The sequence below is a fragment of the Nonomuraea rosea genome, assembly GCF_039539705.1.
GTDB classification, from domain to species: Bacteria; Actinomycetota; Actinomycetes; order Streptosporangiales; family Streptosporangiaceae; genus Nonomuraea; species Nonomuraea rosea.
In genome coordinates, this window is sequence record NZ_BAABDQ010000063.1 from 25,949 (window position 1) to 47,044 (window position 21,096).

17 protein-coding genes are annotated in these 21,096 nt (G+C 71.7%); 12 read left to right on the forward strand and 5 right to left on the reverse strand.

Annotation, left to right across the window (positions count from 1 at the left end; translation table 11 throughout):
- Positions 1 to 32: 32 nt before the first annotated feature.
- The 11 genes from ABEA43_RS63305 to ABEA43_RS63355 all read left to right on the forward strand — a co-directional run bounded on the left by ABEA43_RS63305 (position 33) and on the right by ABEA43_RS63355 (position 13,706).
- On the forward strand, positions 33 to 1,010 hold the full coding sequence (locus tag ABEA43_RS63305; RefSeq protein ID WP_345579068.1) for a sugar ABC transporter substrate-binding protein: 978 nt from the start codon (positions 33 to 35) through the stop codon (positions 1,008 to 1,010).
- Complete coding sequence (locus ABEA43_RS63310; RefSeq protein WP_345579070.1) at positions 992 to 2,521, forward strand: sugar ABC transporter ATP-binding protein; 1,530 nt, start codon at positions 992 to 994, stop codon at positions 2,519 to 2,521. Before ABEA43_RS63305 ends, ABEA43_RS63310 begins: the two co-directional genes overlap by 19 nt.
- Complete coding sequence (locus ABEA43_RS63315; RefSeq protein ID WP_345579071.1) at positions 2,511 to 3,755, forward strand: ABC transporter permease; 1,245 nt, start codon at positions 2,511 to 2,513, stop codon at positions 3,753 to 3,755. The genes ABEA43_RS63310 and ABEA43_RS63315 overlap by 11 nt, the downstream gene beginning before the upstream one ends.
- Positions 3,752 to 4,213 carry a VOC family protein gene (locus ABEA43_RS63320; protein ID WP_345579072.1) on the forward strand — a complete coding sequence of 154 codons (462 nt, stop codon included), beginning with the start codon at positions 3,752 to 3,754 and terminating at the stop codon, positions 4,211 to 4,213. The genes ABEA43_RS63315 and ABEA43_RS63320 overlap by 4 nt, the downstream gene beginning before the upstream one ends.
- 62 nt (positions 4,214 to 4,275) lie before the next feature.
- Entirely contained in the window at positions 4,276 to 5,130 is an 855-nt protein-coding gene (locus tag ABEA43_RS63325; protein WP_345579074.1) for an amidohydrolase family protein, read from the forward strand.
- Positions 5,127 to 6,248, forward strand: coding sequence for a Gfo/Idh/MocA family protein (locus tag ABEA43_RS63330; RefSeq protein ID WP_345579077.1), 1,122 nt, complete (start codon positions 5,127 to 5,129; stop codon positions 6,246 to 6,248). The genes ABEA43_RS63325 and ABEA43_RS63330 overlap by 4 nt, the downstream gene beginning before the upstream one ends.
- Entirely contained in the window at positions 6,245 to 7,249 is a 1,005-nt protein-coding gene (locus tag ABEA43_RS63335; protein ID WP_345579080.1) for a LacI family DNA-binding transcriptional regulator, read from the forward strand. The genes ABEA43_RS63330 and ABEA43_RS63335 overlap by 4 nt, the downstream gene beginning before the upstream one ends.
- 454 nt (positions 7,250 to 7,703) lie before the next feature.
- Complete coding sequence (locus ABEA43_RS63340; protein WP_345579083.1) at positions 7,704 to 8,666, forward strand: arabinan endo-1,5-alpha-L-arabinosidase; 963 nt, start codon at positions 7,704 to 7,706, stop codon at positions 8,664 to 8,666.
- A gap of 189 nt (positions 8,667 to 8,855) precedes the next feature.
- Complete coding sequence (locus ABEA43_RS63345; protein WP_345579086.1) at positions 8,856 to 10,010, forward strand: LacI family DNA-binding transcriptional regulator; 1,155 nt, start codon at positions 8,856 to 8,858, stop codon at positions 10,008 to 10,010.
- Complete coding sequence (gene yicI, locus ABEA43_RS63350; protein WP_345579089.1) at positions 10,007 to 12,274, forward strand: alpha-xylosidase; 2,268 nt, start codon at positions 10,007 to 10,009, stop codon at positions 12,272 to 12,274. The genes ABEA43_RS63345 and yicI overlap by 4 nt, the downstream gene beginning before the upstream one ends.
- A gap of 10 nt (positions 12,275 to 12,284) precedes the next feature.
- The gene (locus tag ABEA43_RS63355) at positions 12,285 to 13,706 is read left to right on the forward strand and encodes a GH1 family beta-glucosidase (RefSeq protein ID WP_345579092.1); all 1,422 of its coding nucleotides are present in this window, start codon (positions 12,285 to 12,287) and stop codon (positions 13,704 to 13,706) included.
- 9 nt (positions 13,707 to 13,715) lie between these two features.
- Here the strand turns inward: ABEA43_RS63355 and ABEA43_RS63360 are convergent, their stop codons facing one another.
- From ABEA43_RS63360 to ABEA43_RS63380, 5 genes are all read right to left on the reverse strand, one after another.
- Positions 13,716 to 14,546: an SAM-dependent methyltransferase gene (locus ABEA43_RS63360; RefSeq protein ID WP_345579095.1), complete on the reverse strand. Its 831-nt coding sequence runs from the start codon at positions 14,544 to 14,546 to the stop codon at positions 13,716 to 13,718.
- A 66-nt stretch (positions 14,547 to 14,612) separates the two neighbouring features.
- A complete protein-coding gene (locus tag ABEA43_RS63365; protein WP_345579098.1) occupies positions 14,613 to 15,647 on the reverse strand; it encodes a cobalamin-independent methionine synthase II family protein in 1,035 nt (344 codons plus the stop codon).
- A 38-nt stretch (positions 15,648 to 15,685) separates the two neighbouring features.
- Complete coding sequence (locus tag ABEA43_RS63370) at positions 15,686 to 16,333, reverse strand: nitroreductase family protein (protein ID WP_345579101.1); 648 nt, start codon at positions 16,331 to 16,333, stop codon at positions 15,686 to 15,688.
- 137 nt (positions 16,334 to 16,470) lie between these two features.
- Positions 16,471 to 17,571, reverse strand: coding sequence for a glycoside hydrolase family 53 protein (locus tag ABEA43_RS63375; protein WP_345579104.1), 1,101 nt, complete (start codon positions 17,569 to 17,571; stop codon positions 16,471 to 16,473).
- Entirely contained in the window at positions 17,568 to 19,592 is a 2,025-nt protein-coding gene (locus ABEA43_RS63380) for a beta-galactosidase (protein WP_345579107.1), read from the reverse strand. Before ABEA43_RS63380 ends, ABEA43_RS63375 begins: the two co-directional genes overlap by 4 nt.
- A gap of 221 nt (positions 19,593 to 19,813) precedes the next feature.
- Here ABEA43_RS63380 and ABEA43_RS63385 point away from each other — a divergent pair, with 221 nt between their 5' ends.
- Positions 19,814 to 21,091: an ABC transporter substrate-binding protein gene (locus ABEA43_RS63385; protein ID WP_345579110.1), complete on the forward strand. Its 1,278-nt coding sequence runs from the start codon at positions 19,814 to 19,816 to the stop codon at positions 21,089 to 21,091.
- Positions 21,092 to 21,096 lie beyond the last annotated feature (5 nt).

The window sequence follows — 21,096 nt, forward strand, 5'->3', positions numbered from 1 at the left end:
TTAGTCAAACGATTGACTTCAGCAGGAGAACCATGAAGAAGGCCATCCTCGTCGCCGCCGTCCTCCTCACCGGCGCGACGGCCTGCGGCGGATCCACGGATTCCGGCTCGTCCGGCGACGGCAAGAAGGAGTACACGGTCGGGGTCTCCAACCTCGGCCTGAGCTTCCCGTTCCCGGCCGCCATCGGCAAGGGCATCAAGGAGGAGGCGGCCAAGCTCGGCGTGCGGATCGTCGAGCTCGACGCACAGGGCAAGGCGGACAAACAGAGCAACGACGTCCAGGACCTCATCGCCCAGCAGCCCGACGGCGTACTCATACTGCCCGTCGACTCCGGCGTGGCGCAGGGTCTGGCCGACCGGCTCAAGGCTTCCAACGTGCCGACCGTGGCCGTCGCCTCCCAGGTCGGCGACCCCAAGAAGCGGCAGCTCAAGGACGTCTACCCCGGCCTGGTGGCGCTGGTCACCCAGGACGAGTACGCCGCGGGCGGCAAGGCGGGCGAGATCGCGGCCGGCGTCGTGCCGGACGGCGGCAAGCTCGCGATCGTGGAAGGCGCGGCCGGGTTCGCGGAGGTGGTCAACCGCTTCCAGGAGTTCCCGAAGTCGGCGGCGGCGAAGGGCGCGACGTACGAGGTCGTGGCCCGCCAGCCGGGCGACTGGGTGCAGGACAAGGCCCAGTCGGCCTGCCAGAACATGCTCTCCTCCAACCCCGGCACCCAGCTCTTCTACGCCCAGTCCGACGACATGGCCGTGGGCTGCGCCAAGGCCGTCTCGGCGGCCGGCTCCAAGGCCAAGATCGTCGGGATCGGCGGCAGCAAGCTCGGGATCGACGCGGTGAAGTCGGGCGCGATCTCCGGAACCGTCTGTTACAAGCCCGAGGACCTCGGCAAGCTGGCGCTGGACACGCTCTACCGGCACCTGACCGGCGAGAAGAAGCAGGACGCGGCCTTCGTGACGTACGACACCCCGGCGATCACCAAGGACAACCTCGCCGATTGCACACCGCAATGGTAGGCCCGCCGCTGCTGGCCCTGGAGGGCCTCGGCAAGTCCTTCCCGAACGGCACGGTCGCGCTGCGCGAGGCCCGGCTCACCGTCCACCCGGGCAGCGTGCACGGCCTGGTCGGGGCGAACGGCGCGGGCAAGTCCACGATGATCAAGGTCATCGCCGGCGCCCACCCGCCGACCTCGGGCGTGATGCGCTGGAAGGGCGAGGAGGTCGTCTGGCGCACGCCCGGCGCGGCCAGGAAGGCCGGCGTGGCGACGATCATGCAGCACGTCCCGCTCGCGCCCACGCTGAGCGTGCTGGAGAACGTCTTCCTCGGCGCGCCCGGCCCCTGGCGGCTGCCGCGGGCCAGGCGCACCGAGTTCGCCCGGCTGCTCGATCGGGTCGGCTACGCCATCGACCCCGACGCGGAGGTGGCCGGGCTGGCCATCGGCGAGCGGCAGATGGTGGCGATCCTGCAGGCCCTGGCCACGGGCGCGGAGCTGGTCGTGATGGACGAGCCGACCGCCTCGCTGGCCGGGAGCGAGCGCCAGGTGGTCTTCGACGTGGTACGCCGGCTGTCCGCGCAGGGCACGGCGTTCCTGTACGTGTCGCACTTCCTCGACGAGGTGCTCTCCCTGACCGACCGGATCACCGTGCTGCGGGACGGCACGGTCGTGGAGGAGGGCGAGACCGCGGGCTACGACGAGGACCGGCTGGTCCAGGCGATCGTGGGCCGCGACCTGCTGGCCGCCGAGCGGCGCGGCCCCGCTGCGGTCGCGCCCGACGCCCCCGTGCTGCTGTCCGTACGCGGGCTGAGCTCGGCGGCGGGCGTCCGCGACGTGTCGTTCGAGGCCAGGGCGGGCGAGGTGATCGGGTTCGCCGGGCTGCTCGGCTCCGGGCGCTCGGAGCTCCTGCACGCCGTCTACGGGGCCGATTCGCGGGCGCGCGGCGAGGTGCTGGTCGACGGCCGCCGGGTGGGCCGCACCCCCCGGGCGGCGGTCGCGGCGGGCATGGCCCTCGTCCCCGAGGACCGGGGCGCCCAAGGCTTGGTCGGCACGTTCCCGATCTGGCAGAACATCTCGCTGCCGCACCTGCCGGCCCTGTCGTCCGGCCGGGCGCTGCCGCGCGAGGCCGCCGAGACCGAGCGGGCCGAGCGGGCCATCGCCGACCTCGGCATCGTCTGCCCGGGCCCCGGCGCGCTGCCGGGCGAGCTGTCCGGCGGGAACGCGCAGAAGGTCGTGTTCGGCAAGTGGCTGTACGGCGGCGCGCGCGTGTTCATGCTCGACGAGCCCACCGCCGGGGTGGACGTCGGGGCCAAGGCCGACATCCTCGGTCTCGTCCGCGCGTTCGCCGCCGGCGGGGGCGCGGTGCTCATGGTGAGCAGCGAGTTCGAGGAGATCCTCGCGGTGGCGACCAGGGTGCTGGTCGTGCGCGAGGGCCGGATCGTCGCCGAACGAGCGGCGCACGAGACATCCGAGGAGGAGTTGCTGATGCTGGCGAACGGATTCGGCGAGGGAGGCGCCCGCGATGCCGCGTGAAACCAGCACGGGACGCTCCAGGATCGCGGCGGCGCTGAGGCCGGGCAACGCGGGCGTGGTCTACGCGCTGCTGCTGATCGTGGCCATCCTGACGCTGCTGTCCACCCAGCTCGGCCGGCCGCCCTACCTGTCGCCGACGAACATCATCAACATCCTCGACCAGTCGTCGCTGATCGCGATCCTCGCCGTCTTCACCACGGTCGTCCTGATCAGCGGGAACTTCGACCTGTCCGTGGCCTCGGTGGCGGCGTTCTCGGCCGCGACCGTGCTCAGCCTGGTCGCGCCGCTCGGGCTGCCGGTCGCGATGGCGATCGCGCTCGGCGCGGGGCTGGTGTGCGGCGCGGTGAACGGGCTGATCGTGCAACTGGTCGGCATCAACGCCTTCATCGTGACGCTGGGCACCATGACGGCGGTGCGCGGGCTGGTGCTGATCCTGACCGACGGCCGTACGATCACCGCCGAGGACCCGGAGGCGCAGCAGTCGCTGATCGCCCTGCAGGCCGGCTACTGGACGGTCCCGCACGTCCTGGGCCTGCTCGGCGCGGCGGCGATCGTCGCGGGGGCGGTCATGGTGCTGCTGGCCCGCAGGTCGGGCGGCCGTCCCGTCGCGGGGGCGGTCACCGCCGCGGCCGGCGTGGTGGTGCTGGTGCTGGACCCGGTGCTCGGGTTCGACCTGCGGCTGAGCAAGCCGACGTACTATCTGATCATGATCGCCGCGATCACCTGGGCGGTGCTGCGCTACACCGTGATCGGCCGCCGCCTGTACGCGGTGGGCGCGAACGCCGAGGCGGCCCGCCTGTCCGGGATCAACGTCAGCCGCTACAAGATCGGCGCGTTCGTCCTGAACGGGCTCGGCTCCGGCTTCGTCGGTGTGCTGTTCGCCGCCAAGCTGCTCGCCATCAACCCGACGGGCCTGCAGGGCACCGAGCTGACCGTGCTGGCCGCGGCCATCCTCGGTGGCACCTCGCTGTTCGGCGGCCTGGGCAGCGTGCTGAAGTCGGTGGTGGGGGCGCTCATCCTGTTCACTCTGGACAACGGCTTCAACGTGCTGAACCTGGGGGCCAACTACCAGGGCGTCATCGTCGGCACCGTCGTCGTCGTGGCCGCCGCCATCTACACCGTCGCGGGCCGCGCCCGGCAGGTCCGCCGGATCCGCGAGCCCCAGTCCCAGCCGCAACCACAACACCCGCAGGCCGGTCCGCCGGCCGAGATCGAGCAGGAGTCATTGCGTTGAGAGGCGTCTGGCACTTCTCCTTCACCGTCGCCGACCTCGACAGGTCCGTGGACTTCTACCGGGACCTGCTCGGCTTCACCCTGGTGCACCGGCAGGAGCAGGACAACGACTACACCCGCAGGCTCGTCGGCTACCCCGACGCCGTCCTGCGCGTCGCCCAGCTCGCCGTGCCCGGCCAGCCGCGCGGCGTCTCCACGCACGACCTGGAGCTGGTCGAGTACGTACGGCCGCGGGGCGAGCCCCGTGACCCGGCCCGCCACCTGCCGGGCGCGGCGCACCTGGCGCTCGTCGTCGAGGACGCCCGCGCCGAGCACGCCCGGCTGTCGGCGGCCGGGGTGCGATTCGTCAACCCGCCCGGCGAGATCACGGCGGGCGTGAACAAGGGCGGCTACGCCTGCTACTTCCTCGACCCCGACGACATCACCCTGGAGCTGGTGCAGCCGCCCGCGCGCCTTTGACACCTCCGCCGGGTAGCTCTACGTTGTGCACGCTCAATCGATTGATCAAGGGAGGAGACCGGATGCCCGTCGTCGACGCGCACCAGCACTTCTGGAACCTGGAGACGGGGTCCTACCCCTGGCTGACGCCCGAGGCCGGGCCGATCCACCGGACGTTCGAGCCCGCCGAGCTGATCCCCCAGCTCGCGGCGGCGGGGGTGGACCGCACGGTCCTGGTGCAGTCGATGGACTCCTACGCCGACACCGACGCCATGCTCGCGCAGGCCGACGCCCATCCGTTCATCGGCGCGGTCGTGGGCTGGGTGCCGCTGGACCGGCCGGACGAGGCCGCCGCCGCGCTGGAGCGCTACCGGCGCCATCCCCGTTTCGCCGGGGTGCGGCACCTGATCCACGACGAGCCCGACCCCGACTGGGTGGTGCGGGACGCGGTGATCGAGGGGCTGGGGCTGCTGGCCGCCGCCGGGCTGCCGTTCGACGTGGTCGCGGTGCTGCCGCGGCATCTGGAGCACGTGCCGGTCCTGGCCGAGCGGGTGCCGGGGCTGCGGATGGTGATCGACCACCTGGCCAAGCCGCCGATCGCGGAGAAGGGCTGGGAGCCCTGGGCGTCGGCGCTCGCCCGCGCGGCCGAGTGCCCCGGCGTGTATGCGAAGGTGTCGGGGCTCAACACGGCCGCCGGCGACGCGGAGACCTGGACGGGCGAGGATCTGCGGCCCTACGTGGAGCACGCGATCGAGGTGTTCGGGGCCGAGCGGCTGATGTTCGGCAGCGACTGGCCGGTGGCGGTGCTGGCCGGCGACTACGCGAAGGTGTGGCGGGAGACGGGGGTCGCGCTGGCCGGGCTGCCCGGTGACGCGCGGGCGGCCGTGCTCGGCGGCACCGCGACCCGCTTCTACGGCATCCGGGAGATCGAGTCATGATCGACGTTTTCGCGCCCATCTCGGCCGCGGCAGACCTGTCCGTCCCCGCCGGGCACCGGCTGCCGATCGCCGTCGTCGGCGCGGGGGCCATCGTGGACGTGGCGCACCTGCCCGCCTACCGGCAGGCCGGGCTGGAGGTGACCGGCCTGTACGACCTCGACGCCGGCCGCGCCGCCGAGGTGGCGCAACGGCACGGGCTGCCCAGGACGTACGCCTCGCTCGATGAGCTGCTGGCCGACGAGCGGGCCGCGGTGGTGGACATCGCCGTCGCGCCGGGGGCGCAGCCCGGCATCGCGCGGGCGGCGCTGGAGGCGGGCAAGCACCTGCTGTGCCAGAAGCCGTTCGCGCCCGACGTGGCGACCGGCGCGGAGATCGTCGAGCTGGCGGCGGCCCGCGGCCTGAAGGTCGCGGTGAACCAGCAGCTCCGCTTCGACGAGGGCATCGCCGCCGCCCGCGCCATGGTGCGCGCGGGCTGGATCGGCGAGCCGACGGCGATGACGTTCACCGTGAACATCCTGACCGACTGGAGCGCGTGGGACTGGCTCGTCACCACCGACCGGCTGGAGATCGTCTACCACTCCATCCACTACCTGGACGCGATCCGCTCGATACTCGGCGACCCGGAGCTCGTCTTCTGCACCGGCAGCCGCACGCCCGGGCAGGCCGCCAAGGGCGAGACCCGGACGATGAGCACGCTGGTGTACCCGGGGGACGTGCGGGCGCTCGTCCACGTCACGCACGAGAACCGGACGGGCGACCAGGAGGCGTCCTTCCGCATCGACGGCACGGAAGGCGCGATCAAGGGCACGCTCGGCCTCCTCTACGACTACCCGCACGGCCGCCCCGACACCCTGGCGGTCAGCAGCAGGGCGCTGCCCACCGACGGCTGGCTGCCGTACCCGGTGACGACCCGGTGGCTGCCGGACGCGGTCGCGGGGCCGATGGGGTCGCTGCTCGCGGCGATCGCGGACGGCGGCGAGCCCGAGACGTCCGGCGCGGACAACCTCGGCACGCTGCGCCTGCTCGACGCCCTCTACCGGTCGATGGACAGCGGCCAGAGCGTGCGTCCCGGAGCGATGGACAGCGGCCAGAGCGTGCGTCCCGGAGCGCGGGCATGAAGCGCACCCGGGTGACGCTCGCCGACGTCGCCGCGATCGCGCGGGTCGACCGCGCCGTCGTCTCCCGTGTCGTCAACAAGGACCCGACGCTCAACATCCGGCCGGAGACGCGCGAGCGGGTGCTGGCCGCGATCGACGAGCTGGGCTACCGGACCAACGTCGCCGCGCGGAGCCTGCGCACGGCCCGCGCGCACATGTTCGGGCTGTTCATCCCCGACTTCGCCAACCCCGTCTACGCGGAGATCATCAAGGGCGCGGAGGCGGAGGCGGCCTCGCAGGGGTACGTGCTGGTCACCGGCAGCGCGACGGGCGCGGGGGCCGGCGAGTACATGGACCGGCTCGGCCAGGGCCGGATCGACGGCCTGCTGCTGGCCGGGACCAGGGACGAGCCGGGGCTCATCGAGCAGCTCGACCGGGCGGCGGTGCCGTGGCTCATGCTCAACAACCGCAGCAGGAGCGTCAAGCGGTACGTCATCCTCGACGACGAGCGGGCCGCCGCGCTGGCGGTGGAGCACCTCGTACGCCTCGGTCACCGGCGCATCGCCCACCTCGCGGGCCCGTCCGGGGCCGACACGGCCACGCGCAGGTCGGCGGGGTATTCGGCGGCCATGAGCGAGGCCGGGCTGCCGGAGGGCCCGATCGTCGCGGCCGACTACACGCCCGCGGGCGGCGCGGCGGCGATGGCCGGCCTACTGGCCGTCCCCGAGCCGCCGACGGCCGTCTTCGTGGCGAACGTGGCCTCGGCGATCGGGGCGATGGAGAGCGTCAGGTCGGCCGGGCTGGAGATCCCGCGGCACGTCTCGATCGTCGCGGTGCACGATCTGGACCTGGCCAGCTACCTGTTCCCGGCGCTGACCACGGTCCGCATGCCGCTGGCCGAGCTGGGGCGGCGCGGGGTGACGCTGCTCGGCAGCCTCAAGCCGGACGACACGGTGGCCGAGGTGCTCGCCGGGCCGATAGAGCTGATCCAGCGCCGCTCGACCGCTCCCCCACCGGCTTGAGGGGCTGGCTCCTCCATTTTTTGCACCGCCGACCGGCGGCTTGACGACTCCACCGCTCCCCCCGCCGGTCGGCGGCTGATGGTGACCGGCCGGTGCCCGGCCGTCGTGCCGTGCCCGCGCCCGGGGCGGCCGCGAGGGCGGGTGCTGAATTTCCGGGAATCGGCGCTGTGGCGCAGCTCCAACAAGCTTGTTAGCGTTAACAACGTTTCGCAAAAGCGGCTTGAACATATGGACGCTGACAGGGCCTGTCAAGGTCCGGACGGCCGCGACGACCCCGAATGCGCAGCCGACCGGCCCGGACCCGATGTAACTTTCACCATCGGCGGCGTCAGGGTTGACGGCCCAGAAAAGCCGCGCTTACATTTCCACCGACGCACCGGCGCAGCGTCCCGGCAGGCACATGGGCGATGGGCGAGTTCACGCCCCCGCCCGTTCACCCCACCGAGGAGGACCCTTGCGCCGCCTGCCCCGCATCATCGTCGCCGCACTCGCCGCGCTGCCGCTCCTGGGCGGCTCCGCGCTGGCCTATCCAGACCCCGGCCGGGTCACGGGAGACGTCGTGGTGCACGACCCCACGATGATCCACACCCCGTCCGGCTACGTCCTGTACTCCACGCACGGCTACCTGGAGGCCCGCACCTCCGCCGACCGGATCGCCTTCACCCGCGCCGGGTCCGCCTTCGGCTCGCCGCCGTCCTGGTGGCGTACGTACTCGTCGGGGAACGACCCGTGGGCGCCGGACATCTCCCTGCAGGGCGGGAGATACCTGATGTACTACGCGGTCTCCAGCTTCGGCTCCAACAACTCCGCGATCGGCCTGGCCACCAGCTCGACCGGCCGGCCCGGCTCGTGGACCGATCAGGGCGTCGTCTACGCGTCCAGCACGAGCTCCGACCACAACGCCATCGACCCGAGCCTCCTGGTGGACGCCTCCGGCCGGTGGTGGCTGAGCTTCGGCTCCTACTGGACCGGCATCCGCATGATCCGGCTGAACCCCTCCACGGGCAAGCGGCTGTCCTCCGACCAGACGCTGTACCACCTGGCCACCCGCCCGGACGCCCCCTACGCCGTCGAAGCGCCGGCCATCATCCGGCACGGCTCCTTCTACTACCTGTTCGCCTCCTACGACCGCTGCTGCGCCGGGACGGACAGCACGTACAAGATCAAGGTCGGCCGTTCCAGCAGCCCCACCGGCCCGTACGCCGACCGCTCGGGCCGCTCCATGCTGAGCGGCGGCGGCACGATGGTGCTGGAGACGCACGGCCGGTTCATCGGCCCCGGCGGTCAGAGCATCATGCACGACAGCGACGGCGACCTGCTCGTCTACCACTACTACGACGGCGCGGCGAGCGGCACGCCCAAGCTCGGGATCAACCTCCTGGGCTGGGACTCGGCGGGCTGGCCCTACGTGTACTGACCCGTCTACTGACCCGTGTATTGACGCCGATCAGGCGGTCGTGGTCACCCGCCGCGGCCGCCTGCCCCGGGTTTGGGACGTCCGATTCATTGGCATTGACATCTCCACAAAACGGACTTTAGGTTGTGCGAAACGTTTCGACAACCCTATCGGCCACTCGATGGCCGATAACACCCGGGCCGGAGTGGAATGTCCTCGTTACGAGACGTGGCCGAGCGCGCGCAGGTCGCGGTCAGCACCGTGTCCGCCGCGCTGAACGGCACCCGCCCCGTCGCGGCGGCCACCAAGCGGCGCATCGAGCAGGCCGCGGCCGAGCTCGGCTACCGCCCGAACCTGCTGGCCCGCGGCCTGCAGAGCAAGCGGACGCGCATCCTGGCGCTGTTGTTCCCCGCGCCGCGGAGCGGGTTCGGGCTGACCGAGATGCAGTTCGCGACCGGCGCCGCGGAGGCGGCCAGGGAGCTGGGCTATCACCTGCTGCTCTCGCCGGAGCACGCCGACCCGATCGAGGAGCTGCGCCATCTGACCGGCCTCGGGCTGGTGGACGGCGTGCTGCTGATGGAGGTGCGCCTCGACGACGAGCGCACGGACTTCCTGACGCGGGCGGGCGTCGCGTTCAGCATGATAGGGCGGACCCGCGACCCCGGCCCGATCGACTACGCCGACATCGACTTCGCGGCCACGGCCAGGGACGCGGTGGCGCACGTGGCCGGGCTCGGGCATCGCAAGCTGGCCTTCTTCAACCACTCGACCGACGCCTACGCGGCGCAGTACGGGCCGGCCATCCGCGCCGGGGAGGAGTTCGCCAGGGCCGCCGGCGCGGCCGGGATCGGCTACGTGGACGACTTCCGGCCCGGCTCCGCCGAGGAGGGCGGCCGGGCGTTCGAGGCGCTGATGGCCGCGCACCCGGACGTGACGGCGCTGGCCGTGATGGACGACCACGCGGCCGTCGGCGTGCTGGCGGCCGTGGCGGCGCGCGGGTGGCGCGTGCCGGAGGACCTGACGCTGATGCTGGTGCTGTCCTCGTCGCGGGTGGCCGAGATGTTCCATCCGCGGCTCACGACGCTGGAGCCGCCGAGCGCGGAGCTCGGCAGGCTCGGCGCCCGCATGCTGATCGACCGCCTCGAAGGCGGTCCCCCGGGAGAAGGCGGGCCGCAGGGGGAAGGCGGGCCCCCGGAAGGCGGGCCCCCGGAAGGCGGACCGCAGCGGCGGCTCGTGCCCTGCCGGCTGGTGATCGGCGACAGCTCCGCGCCCCCGCGCCCGTACCACGGCGGCCTTGACCCTGAACAAGGGGAGCCGCCCTACGGCCGCGGGTCCCCGAATGACCTCCAGAACGGATCTGCATGAAGTTCAAAGACGGCTACTGGCGGATGCGACCCGGGGTGCGGGGTGACTACGCCACCTCGGCCTACGACATGACCGCCGGCACCGCCGCGCTGCGGGTGCTGGCCCCGACCCGGCTGATCACCCGTCGCGGCAACACCATCGACGGGCCCGTGCTGCGGCTGGATCTGTCGTCCCCGATGCCGGACGTGATCAGGGTCCGCACGGTGCACTTCGCCGGATCCGTACCGGCCGCCCCGGCCTTCGAGGTGCGCGACGAGCGCCCCGGCGTGGAGATCGCCGTGGACGGCGAGGAGGCCTGCCTGACCAGCGGCGACCTCACCGTACGGGTGCGGCGGGACGCGCCGTGGGAGATGTCGTTCAGCGCGGGCGGGCGCGAGCTCACCCGCAGCGCGGGCAAGAGCCTGGGCGTCGTGCACGACGCGGACGCCCGGCACTTCATGATCGAGCACCTCCGCCTGAGCGCGGGCGAGCTCGTGTACGGCCTGGGCGAGCGGTTCGGGGCCCTGGTGCGCAACGGGCAGGCCGTCGACAGCTGGAACGACGACGGCGGCACCAGCAGCGAGCTGGCCTACAAGAACGTCCCCTTCTACTTCACCAACCGCGGTTACGGGGTGTTCGTCAACCATCCTGGGCGGGTGTCGTTCGAGGTGGCCTCGGAGAGCGTCTCGCAGGTGCAGTTCAGCGTCGAGGGCCACGACCTGGAATACCTGATCATCCACGGGCCGACCCCGGCCGACATCCTGCGCCGCTACACCGCCCTGACCGGCCGTCCGGCGCTGCCGCCCGCCTGGTCGTTCGGGCTGTGGCTGTCCACGTCGTTCACCACCGACTACGACGAGGAGACGGTGACCTCGTTCGTGGACGGGATGGCCGAGCGCGACCTGCCGCTGAGCGTGTTCCACTTCGACTGCTTCTGGATGCGGCAGTTCCGGTGGTGCGACTTCGAGTGGGACCCCGAGGTGTTCCCCGATCCGGAGGGCATGCTGCGGCGGCTGAAGGAGCGCGGGCTGCGGGTGTGCGTGTGGCTCAATCCGTACATCGGTCAGGCGTCGGAGCTGTTCGACGAGGGTGCGGCGGCGGGCCACCTGCTGCGCCGCCCGGACGGGACCGTCTGGCAGGATGATCACTGGCAGGCGGGGCGGGCGCTGGTGGACTTCACCTCGCCGGCCGCCAGGGAGTGGTACGCGGGCAAGCTGCGCGGGCTGCTGGACATGGGGGTGGACGCGTTCAAGACCGACTTCGGCGAGCGCATCCCGACCGACGTCGCCTACTTCGACGGCTCCGACCCCGAGCGGATGCACAACTACTACAGCCTGCTCTACAACCAGACCGTCCACGACGTGCTGGCCGAGCGGCGCGGGGCGGGCGAGGCCGTGCTGTTCGCGCGCTCGGCCACGGTCGGCGGGCAGCGGCTGCCGGTGCACTGGGGCGGCGACTGCGAGTCGACCTACGAGGCGATGGCCGAGTCGCTGCGCGGCGGGCTGTCGCTCGGGATGGCCGGGTTCGGGTTCTGGAGCCACGACATCGGCGGGTTCGAGGGGCGTCCCGATCCGGCCGTGTTCAAGCGGTGGGTGGCCTTCGGGCTGCTGTCGTCGCACAGCCGGTTGCACGGGAGCGGGTCGTACCGGGTGCCGTGGCTGTTCGACGAGGAGTCGGTCGAGGTGCTGCGCTCGTTCACGCGGCTGAAGGCGCGGCTGATGCCCTACCTGTACGGCGCCGCCGTCCAGGCGACGACCGACGGGCTGCCGATGATGCGGGCGATGCAGCTGGAGTTCCCCGGGGACCGGGCGTGCGACTACCTGGATGCCCAGTACATGCTGGGGCCGGATCTGCTGGTGGCTCCGGTGCTGTCCACCGATGGCGATATTTCGTACTACGTCCCTGAGGGGGTGTGGACCCGGCTGCTCGACGGCGAGCGCGTGACCGGGCCCGGCTGGCGTACCGAGCGGCACGGGTTCGACAGCCTGCCGCTGCTGGTGCGGCCGGGGGCGGTGGTGCCGACGGGCGCCCGCTCCGACCGGCCCGACTACGACTACGCCGACGGCGTCACCCTGAACGTCTACGAGCTGGCCGACGGCGCGAGCCGTACGGTGACCGTCCCCGCCGCAGATGGCGGGACGGGCGGCGTGTTCGAGGTGTCCCGCGCGGGCGACCGCGTACGGGCCCGCCGAGTCCAGGGCTCCCCCGCGCCCTGGCGCCTGCAGTCAGCGGGGATTCTCGGCACCGCCGAGTCCGGCACCGATCACATCGAGATCACTCTTTAGGAGCAGCCGCATGACCGCTTTCCCCGAGAACTTCCTGTGGGGCACCGCCACCGCCGCCTACCAGGTCGAAGGCGCCTGGAACGAGGACGGCCGCGGCCCGTCGATCTGGGACACCTTCTCCCACACCCCCGGGCTGGTCGCCAACGGTGACACCGGCGACCTGGCCTGCGACCACTACCACCGGCTGGAGGAGGACCTCGACATCCTGACCGGGCTCGGCGTCGGGGCCTACCGCTTCTCCATCTCCTGGCCGCGCGTACAGCCAGGCGGTCGCGGGCCGCTCAACCAGCCGGGCGTGGACTTCTACTCCAGGCTGGTCGACGGCCTGCTCGCGCGGGACATCGCCCCCGTGGCCACCCTCTACCACTGGGACCTGCCGCAGGAGCTGGAGGACGCGGGCGGCTGGCCGGAGCGCGACACCGCGCTGCGCTTCGCCGAGTACGCCCGGCTCATGGGCGAGGCGCTCGGCGACCGCGTCCGCGCCTGGATCACCCTGAACGAGCCGTGGTGCGCGGCCTACCTCGGCTACGCCTCCGGCGTGCACGCCCCGGCCAGGACCGACCACGCCGCCGCCCTGGCCGCGGTGCACCACCTGAACCTCGGCCACGGCCTGGCCGTCCAGGCCCTGCGCTCGACCGCGGCCCGCGCCGCGCAGATGTCGGTGACGCTCAACCTGCACCACGTGCGCGGCGTGTCCGAGGCCGACGCCGCCGCCGTGCGCAAGGCGGACGCCCTGTCCAACCGGGCCTTCCTCGGCCCGATGCTGGAGGGCGCCTACCCGCGCGACCTCATCGAGGCCACCGCCGCGGTGACCGACTGGTCGTTCGTCCGCGACGGCGACGAGGCCGCCGCCTGCCAGCCGCTGGACGTGCTCGGGGTCAACTACTACAACCCGACCCTGGTACGCCAGTGGGACGGCGCCACCGCGAGGGAGACCGCCGACGGTCACCAGGACGGCGCCGCCTCGCCGTGGATCGCGTGCGAGGACGTCGAGTTCGTCCGGCAGCCGGGGCCGTACACGGAGATGGGCTGGAACATCGACGAGACCGGCCTGACCGAGCTCCTCCTGCGCCTGCACCGCGACTACCCGGACATGCCCACGATGATCACCGAGAACGGCGCCGCGTTCCCCGACGTCGTGGACGCGGACGGCCGCGTCCACGACGAGACCCGCGTGGACTACCTGCACCGTCACCTCTCCGCGGTGGCCGAGGCCATCGAGGGCGGGGCGGACGTGCGGGGCTACTTCGTGTGGTCGCTGATGGACAACTTCGAGTGGGCGCACGGGTACGCCAAGCGGTTCGGCATCGTCCGCGTGGACCGCGACACGATGGAGCGCACCTGGAAGGACAGCGCGTACTGGTACCGCGGCGTGGTCGCCGCCAACGCGCTGCCCACCGGCCCGCAGGCGAACGCCGAGCCGGTGCGCTGATCGTCGGCGTCAGGGCTTGCGTGCCACGCCTCCGACGAAGGTGTGGTACGTGATCCCCTGCGTGGCGTGGTCGTCCTGGTCCGGGCGCCATTCCGGGAGCGGCACGAGGCCGGGCTCCAGCAGCTCCAGCCCGTCGAAGTAGGCGAGGATCTCCTCGCGCGTGCGCCACCGGCCGGTGCCGAGGTGCTCGTTGAAGATCTTCTCCGCCGCGTAGGCCTGCTCCGACACCTCGGGGCGGGCCTGGCCCGGGTTGTGGAAGTGGGAGATCACCACGTGGCTGCCGGCGGCGAGCGGCGCGATGAGCCGGGCGGCGATGCCGGCCGGGTCCTCGCTGTCGGCCAGGTGGTGCAGGATCCCGAACAGCAGCAGCCCGACCGGCTCGGAGAAGTCGATGAGACCGCGTGTCTTCGGGTCGTCGAGGATCCGCTCCGGCTCGCGGGCGTCGGCCTCGACGATCGTGGTGGTGGCGTCCACGGCGAGCAGGGCCCGGCCGTGGACCAGCACGATCGGGTCGTGGTCGACGTAGACGACCCTGGTGCCGGGGGCGACGGACTGGGCGATCTCGTGGACGTTGCCCTGGGTGGGCAGCCCCGAGCCGATGTCCAGGAACTGGCGGATGCCCGCCTCCGCGGCGAGATGGTGGACCGTGCGCCGCAGGAACTCCCGGTTGGCCAGGGCGGCCTCGGGGGCGTCCGGCGCGACCTTCAGCGCCATGGCCGCCACCTGACGGTCGATCTCGTAGTTGTCCTTGCCGCCGAGCATGTAGTCGTAGACGCGGGAGACACTGGGCTTGGTGGTGTCTATCCCTTGCGGCGCTTGATCCTGCTCACTCTCGGGCACTGTCCGCTCCTAGATCGGGTGGCCTTTTCTGGGGCCATGGGGGGCCGGAGTATCGGTAGCCGGAATTCACATGATCTTAGTTCGGAGCAGGCGGGCCGCGCCCGCCATGGCGCGCATCTTGCCCGCGGCGGCGGCCCTGGGCAGATATTTCATCCCGCAGTCGGTGGCGATGACGATCCGCTCGGGCGGGACCCGGTCGAACGCCCTGCTCACCCGCTCGGCCACCACCTCGACCGGCTCCACGTCGGGGGTCGACAGGTCGATCACGCCGAGGATGATCGTCTTGTCCGAGAGGTCGGACAGCACGCCGAGGTCGAGCCCCGACTGCGCGGTCTCGATCGACACCTGCCCGACCGGGCAGCCGGCCAGCTCCGGCAGGAACGAGTACGCCTCCGGCCGCTCGTGGATGATCGCGGCGTAGCCGAAGCAGATGTGCACCGCCGTGGTGCCGGTGACGCCGTCGAGCGCGGCGTTCAGCGCGGCCAGCCCGTACGCCCGCGCCGCCGCCGGCCTGGCCTGCATGTACGGCTCGTCGATCTGCACGATGTCGGCCCCGGCGGCGAACAGGTCGCGGATCTCGGCGTTGACCGCGGCCGCGTAGTCCATCGCGGCGGCCTCGGCGTCGGGGTAGTGGTCGTTCTGCGCCTGCTGGCTCATCGTGAACGGCCCCGGCACCGTCATCTTGACCGTGTGGTCGGTGTGCGCGCGCAGGAACCGCAGGTCGTCGACCTCGACCGGGCGCGGGCGGCGGATCGGGCCGGCGATGCGCGGCACGGGGTTCGGATGGCCGCTGCGGTCCAGCGCCGAGCCGTGCCGGTCGAGGTCGAGGCCCTCCAGGGCGGTGGCGAAGTGGTTGGAGTAGCTCTCGCGGCGGATCTCGCCGTCGGTGATGATGTCCAGCCCGGCGCGCTCCTGGGCCCTGATGGCCAGCTCGGTGGCGTCGTCCTGGGCCTGGGCGAGGTGCTCGGGCGGGATCCGCCACAGCTCGCTCGCCCGTACGCGCGGCGGGAACCGGCCGGCCAGCCTGGCGCGGTCGATCAGCCACTCGGGCTGGGCGTAGCTTCCGACGAGCGAGGTCGGCAGCAGCGGTAAGGAGTTCACGTGGGCCCCTCCTTCAGGTAGGTCCTCCCACTGTGCGCCTACCAGCGATCGACGTGAAGCACCTCGTCGAGCGGCTGGCGGGCGGCCGGCTTGAAGGTGTCGCCGGTGTAGTAGGCGGTGGGGACGAGCACGCCCTGGCGCACATCGGCGGGGATGCCGAGCAACTCGGCGATCTCGCTCTCGTACGCCAGGTGCAGGGTCGTCCACGCCGTGCCGAGCCCGCGGGCGCGGGCGGCCAGCATGTAGCTCCACGCGGCCGGCAGGAGCGAGCCCCACAGCCCCGCCTGGTTCCCCGGGGGCAGGCCGCCGGTCGCGGCGATGCACCCGATGACCAGCACCGGCACGTCGCCCATGTGCTCGCCCAGGTAGGCGGCGCTGTCGGACACCCGCCGCTGCGTCGCCCCGCGCACCGGGTCGTCCTGGTACAGCTGGCCCGCCGCGGTGCCCGAGTCGTAGTACGCGCGCAGCGAGCGCCCGTAGTAGTCGCCGATGGTCTTGCGCAGCCCGGTGTCGGTCACCACGATCCAGTGCCAGCCCTGCCGGTTGCCGCCGGTGGGGGCCTGGAGGGAGATGTCCAGGCATTCGCGGACGAGGTCCATGGGGACGGGGCGGGTGAGGTCGAGACGCTTGCGCACGCTGCGGGTCGTGGTGAGCAGCTCGTCCGAGGCCAGAGGCTTGATCGTCATGCCACCCATCATGCCAACCTCAGCGGGCGATGCGCAGGGCCCATTCGACGGCGGCCCCGGAACGGTCGGCGTGCAGCAGCAGGACACGGCGGATGGCCGTCCCGCCGCCGCGAAGGAGGCGGCGGGACGGCCGGTGGTCAGAGGCTGCCGAGTACGTTCATGGCGGGCAGCGCCCGGTCCCCGTAGTCGAACAGGGCCTGGTTCTCCCAGCCGTTGCCCGACGACGGGTCGGCCGGGTCCCAGCCGTTGCCCTTGACGCCGGTCCAGGTGGCCTCCCAGGTGAACAGGCCGAGCCCGAGGCCGTTCGGCACGGCGCGGACGATGTCGGCGACCTTGGCCAGCAGCGCCGACTGCCCCTGCGGGGTGGCCCGGTAACCGGGGTACGGCTCCGCGGCGGTGATGATGTTCGGCCAGCCGTCGTCGTCGGCCGTCGTGAACGGGTAGGCGGTCTCCACCACGGCGACCGGCTTGCCGTACCTGGTCGCGACGTCGTTGATGTTGGCCTGGAAGACCTGCAGCGTCCCGTGCCAGTACGGGTAGTACGACAGGCCGATCACGTCGTACCGGATGCCGTTGGCCTTGGCGTTGTCGAACCACCACCGGTACAGCCCGTTGTCGCCGCCGTTCGCCAGGTGCAGCACGACCCTGGTCGCGCTCGACACCCGCTTGACCGCGTCGTAGCCGGCGTTCAGCAGCCGGGCCGTGTTCGCCCAGTTCGCGTTGGAGCCGTCGGGCCAGAGCAGCCCGCCGTTGATCTCGTTGCCGACCTGCACCATGTCGGCCGTGGTGCCCTGGCGGCGCAGCGCGTCGAGCACGTCGAAGGTGTGGTCGTACACGGCCTGCCTGAGCTGGTCGAGCGTGAGCGCCTCCCAGGCGGCGGGCTTGAACTGCTTGCCCGGGTCGGCCCACGTGTCGGAGTAGTGGAAGTCCACCAGCAGCTTCATGCCCTGCGCCTTGACCCGCCTGGCCAGCGCGAGCACCTGCGTCTTGGTGTTGTAGCCGTCGGCCGGGTTCACCCAGACCTTGAGCCTGATGTAGTTGAGTCCCGCCTGCGACAGGATGCGCAGCGCGTCGCCCGTGCGGCCCTGGGCGTCGCGGTAGACGCCGCCGAGCGCCTCCGACTTGGCCAGGCTGGAGACGTCCGCGCCCCTGATCTGGAGTCTGGCCTGGGCGTGCGCCGGTTGCTGGGCGACGACGAGCGCCGCGAGTAAGAGCAGGGTGGTCAGGATGCGTTTCATCGTGGATCTCCCTGGGGTTGGGGGGATTCCACGACGACCGTGACCGCGCCGGGCGCGACGGTGACCGCGCCGTCGTGGCGTACGCCGTCGAACACGCCGGTGCCGGTCACCCCCTCGACCGTCACGGGCTCGTCGCCGTGGTTGATCAGGAAGACGTGGCCGCCCCTGCGTACCAGTTCGAGAGTGTCGGGGAGGCCGCGCGGGCGCGACACGTTCGCGTGGTCGAGCACCTGGCCGAGCAGCTCGCGCAGACCCGTGACGGGGGCCGTGGCCAGGTACCATGCGGTGCCGGCGCCCAGATCGTGGCGGGTGAACGCCGGATGGCCGGCGTCCGGTCCCGCCGCGAAGTCCAGCACAGGGACCGCGCCCGCCGGGCGGACCCGCTCGGACCAGATGCGCGCGACGCCGCCGCCGGCGAGCGGTCCTGTGCTGGGCCCGGTGAGGGCTACGGTCTCGTGCTCGCGCAGCGGGTGGAACTCCTCGATCGACAGGCCGAGCAGTTCGCGCAGCGCGCCGGGGTGGGCGCCCGGATGGATGGTGTCGTTCTCGTCAACGATGCCGGAGAAGTACGACACCAGCAGGTTTCCGCCTGCCTCCACGTACCGGTGGAGGTTCTTGGCGGACGTCTCGGTCAGCAGGTACGAGCTGGGCGCGACCACCACTCGATACCCCGAAATATCGGCGGAAGGGTGGACGAAGTCCACCATGACGTGCTCCCGCCACAACGCCTCGTAGAAGGCGTCCACCCGCTCCCTGAACGTCACGTCCACCGACGGCCGCCAGTCCAGCTCCATCGCCCAGTACGACTCCCAGTCCCAGACCACGGCCACCTCGGCCCGCACCCTGCTGCCCCGCAGCCCGGCCAGCGCGCGCAGGTCCGCGCCCAGCCGCACCACCTCGTTCCACTGCTCGGAGCCGGTCCCGGCGTGCGGCACCATCCCGGAGTGGAACTTCTCCGCCCCGAACCGCGAGGCCCTGAACTGGAAGAACAGCACGCTGTCCGAGCCGCGGGCGACGTGCGCGAGGCTGTTGCGGCGCATCTCGCCCGGCCGCTTGGCGATGTTGCGCGGCTGCCAGTTGACCGCGCCGGCCGAGTGCTCCATCAGCATCCACGGCGCGCCGCCGGCCACCGAGCGGGCCAGGTCGGCGGACATGGCCAGGTCGATGTGGTTGTCCGGCGCCTCCGCCTTCAGGTAGTGGTCGTTGGCGATCACGTCCAGCTCGCGCGCCCACTGCCACAGGTCGGCGGACTTGCAGTTCACGGTGCCGGCGAAGTTCGTGGTCACCGGCAGGCCGGGGGCCAGCTCGCGCAGGATGTCGCGCTGGAGCGCGTAGTGCTCGCGGTGCTGGCCGTCGCTGAAGCGGGCGTAGTCGAGCCGCTGGGCCGGGTTGACCGCGGTGTGGTTGAAGCGGGGGGCGTCGATCTCGGCCCAGTCGGTGTAGGTCTGGCCCCAGAACGTGGCGCCCCAGGCCTCGTTCAACGCCGAGATGTCGCGATAGGAGGTGCGGAGCCACTCGCGCCAGGCCGCCACGCTGTGCGCGCAGTAGCACTCGCCGAGCGGCGCCCCGTACTCGTTGTGCACGTGCCACATGACCACGGCGGGATGGCCGCGGTAGTGCTCGCCGAGCGCGCGCACCAGCCGCGCGCTCGCCTCGCGGAAGGCGGGGGCGCTGGAGCAGGCGCTCTGCCTGCCGCCGAACCCGATGCGCGTCCCCTCCCTGGTCACCGGCAGGACGTCGGGGTGCCGGGCGACGAACCAGGCGGGCGGCGCGGCGGTCGGGGTGGCCAGGTCCACGGCGACGCCCGCGGCGTGCAGCCGGTCGATGATCTCATCCAGCCAGCCGAACTCGTAGCGCCCCTCGGCGGGCTCCATCAGCGCCCACGAGAACAGGCCCAGGCTGACCAGGTTCACCCCGGCCGCGCGCATCAGGGCCGCGTCCTCCTCCAGGACCTCGCGCGGCCACTGCTCTGGGTTGTAGTCCCCGCCATAGGCGATACCGGCAGGACGCTCCGGATACATCCATCCCCCTTGAGAATCTCTGTGAACGTGCACAGTAATCCTCTCTCTCCCACCCTGGGAACCGTTGTCTGCAAATTTGCTGCTACATCAGGAGGTTAACGAGAACGTAACGACCCCTTGACGGCCGTTTCGGCGCTGTTCCACTCTGTGCACGTTCACAGAACCTTCTGGAGGTACGCATGCGCGCCAACCGCCTTGGAGCAGCCCTGGCCGTAGCCCTCATGGCTACCCTCGCGAGCTGCGGGTCCAGCGAGCCCGCCGAGAGCACCGAGGCGGCGCAGAGCAGCCCGGCCGCCTCCGCCCAGGGCCCGGTCAAGCTCATCTACTGGACCTGGGCCCCCAACATGGACAAGATCGTGGCGGTCTGGAACCAGGCCCACCCGGACATCCAGGTGACGGTCAGCAAGCAGGCCGGCGGCGACGACGCGGCCGCCAAGTTCCTCACGGCCGCCAAGGCCGGCAACCCGCCTGACCTGGTGCAGGCCGAGTACCAGCACCTTCCGTCGTTCATCGCCGCCGACGCGGTGGCCGACCTCAAGGCCGAGACCGCCGCGATCAAGGGCGAGTTCACCGAGGGCCTGTGGGGCCTGGTCACGCTCGGCACCGACGCGGTCTACGCCGTCCCGCAGGACAGCGGCCCGATGATGCTCTTCTACCGCAAGGACCTGTTCGACAAGTACGGCATCGCCGTCCCCAAGACCTGGCAGGAGTACGGCGACGCGGCCCGCACCGTGCGCAAGAAGGATCCCAAGGCCTACCTCGGCACATTCAGCAGCAAGGATCCGGGAGCGTTCACAGGTCTGGCCCAGCAGGCCGGGGCGCAGTGGTGGTCGATCAGCGGCGAGTCGTGGAAGGTGAACATCGCCGACGAGCCCACCAAGAAGGTCGCCGACTACTGGGGCGCGCTGGTCAAGGAGGACGCCATCGACGACATGCCGTTCTTCACCCCCGAGTGGAACAAGGCGCTCAACGACGGCAAGCTGCTGAGCTGGCCGTCCGCGGTCTGGGCGCCGGGCGTGCTGTCGAGCAACGCGCCCAAGGCGAAGGGCAAGTGGGCCGTCGCCCCGCTCCCCCAGTGGAACGCCGGTGAGAGCTTCAGCGGCTTCTGGGGCGGCTCGTCGGTCGCCGTGGCCGCCAAGTCACCGAACAAGGCCGCCGCCGCCCAGTTCACCACCTGGCTGAACACCGACCCGGCCGCCCTGGACCTGCTGGTCAAGGAGGCGGCGATCTACCCGGCCGCGACCAAGGCACAGGCGGCGCTGACCGACGCGCCCGACTACTTCGCCACCCAGCCCGACTTCTGGCAGCAGGCCGCCGCCGTGTCCGCAGGGGCGCGCGGCTTCACCTTCGGCCCGAACGTCGGCGTGACCTACAACGCCTTCAAGGACGGCTTCGACAAGGCCGTGCAGAACAAGTCCTCCTTCTCGGAGGCCGTGCAGGGCATGCAGGACGCGACGGTCGCCGACATGCGCAAGTCCGGCTTCACGATCGCCTCGTGAGACGG

What these genes read in the sequence shown, in the direction of transcription:
- ABEA43_RS63330 (WP_345579077.1), top strand. Translation starts at nt 5,127, where the DNA reads ATGATCGACGTTTTCGCGCCCATCTCGGCCGCGGCAGACCTGTCCGTC.
- ABEA43_RS63375 (WP_345579104.1), bottom strand. Translation starts at nt 17,571, where the DNA reads ATGAAACGCATCCTGACCACCCTGCTCTTACTCGCGGCGCTCGTCGTC.
- ABEA43_RS63380 (WP_345579107.1), bottom strand. Translation starts at nt 19,592, where the DNA reads ATGTATCCGGAGCGTCCTGCCGGTATCGCCTATGGCGGGGACTACAAC.
- ABEA43_RS63355 (WP_345579092.1), top strand. Translation starts at nt 12,285, where the DNA reads ATGACCGCTTTCCCCGAGAACTTCCTGTGGGGCACCGCCACCGCCGCC.
- yicI (WP_345579089.1), top strand. Translation starts at nt 10,007, where the DNA reads ATGAAGTTCAAAGACGGCTACTGGCGGATGCGACCCGGGGTGCGGGGT.
- ABEA43_RS63345 (WP_345579086.1), top strand. Translation starts at nt 8,856, where the DNA reads ATGTCCTCGTTACGAGACGTGGCCGAGCGCGCGCAGGTCGCGGTCAGC.
- ABEA43_RS63370 (WP_345579101.1), bottom strand. Translation starts at nt 16,333, where the DNA reads ATGACGATCAAGCCTCTGGCCTCGGACGAGCTGCTCACCACGACCCGC.
- ABEA43_RS63315 (WP_345579071.1), top strand. Translation starts at nt 2,511, where the DNA reads ATGCCGCGTGAAACCAGCACGGGACGCTCCAGGATCGCGGCGGCGCTG.
- ABEA43_RS63305 (WP_345579068.1), top strand. Translation starts at nt 33, where the DNA reads ATGAAGAAGGCCATCCTCGTCGCCGCCGTCCTCCTCACCGGCGCGACG.
- ABEA43_RS63335 (WP_345579080.1), top strand. Translation starts at nt 6,245, where the DNA reads ATGAAGCGCACCCGGGTGACGCTCGCCGACGTCGCCGCGATCGCGCGG.
- ABEA43_RS63325 (WP_345579074.1), top strand. Translation starts at nt 4,276, where the DNA reads ATGCCCGTCGTCGACGCGCACCAGCACTTCTGGAACCTGGAGACGGGG.
- ABEA43_RS63385 (WP_345579110.1), top strand. Translation starts at nt 19,814, where the DNA reads ATGGCTACCCTCGCGAGCTGCGGGTCCAGCGAGCCCGCCGAGAGCACC.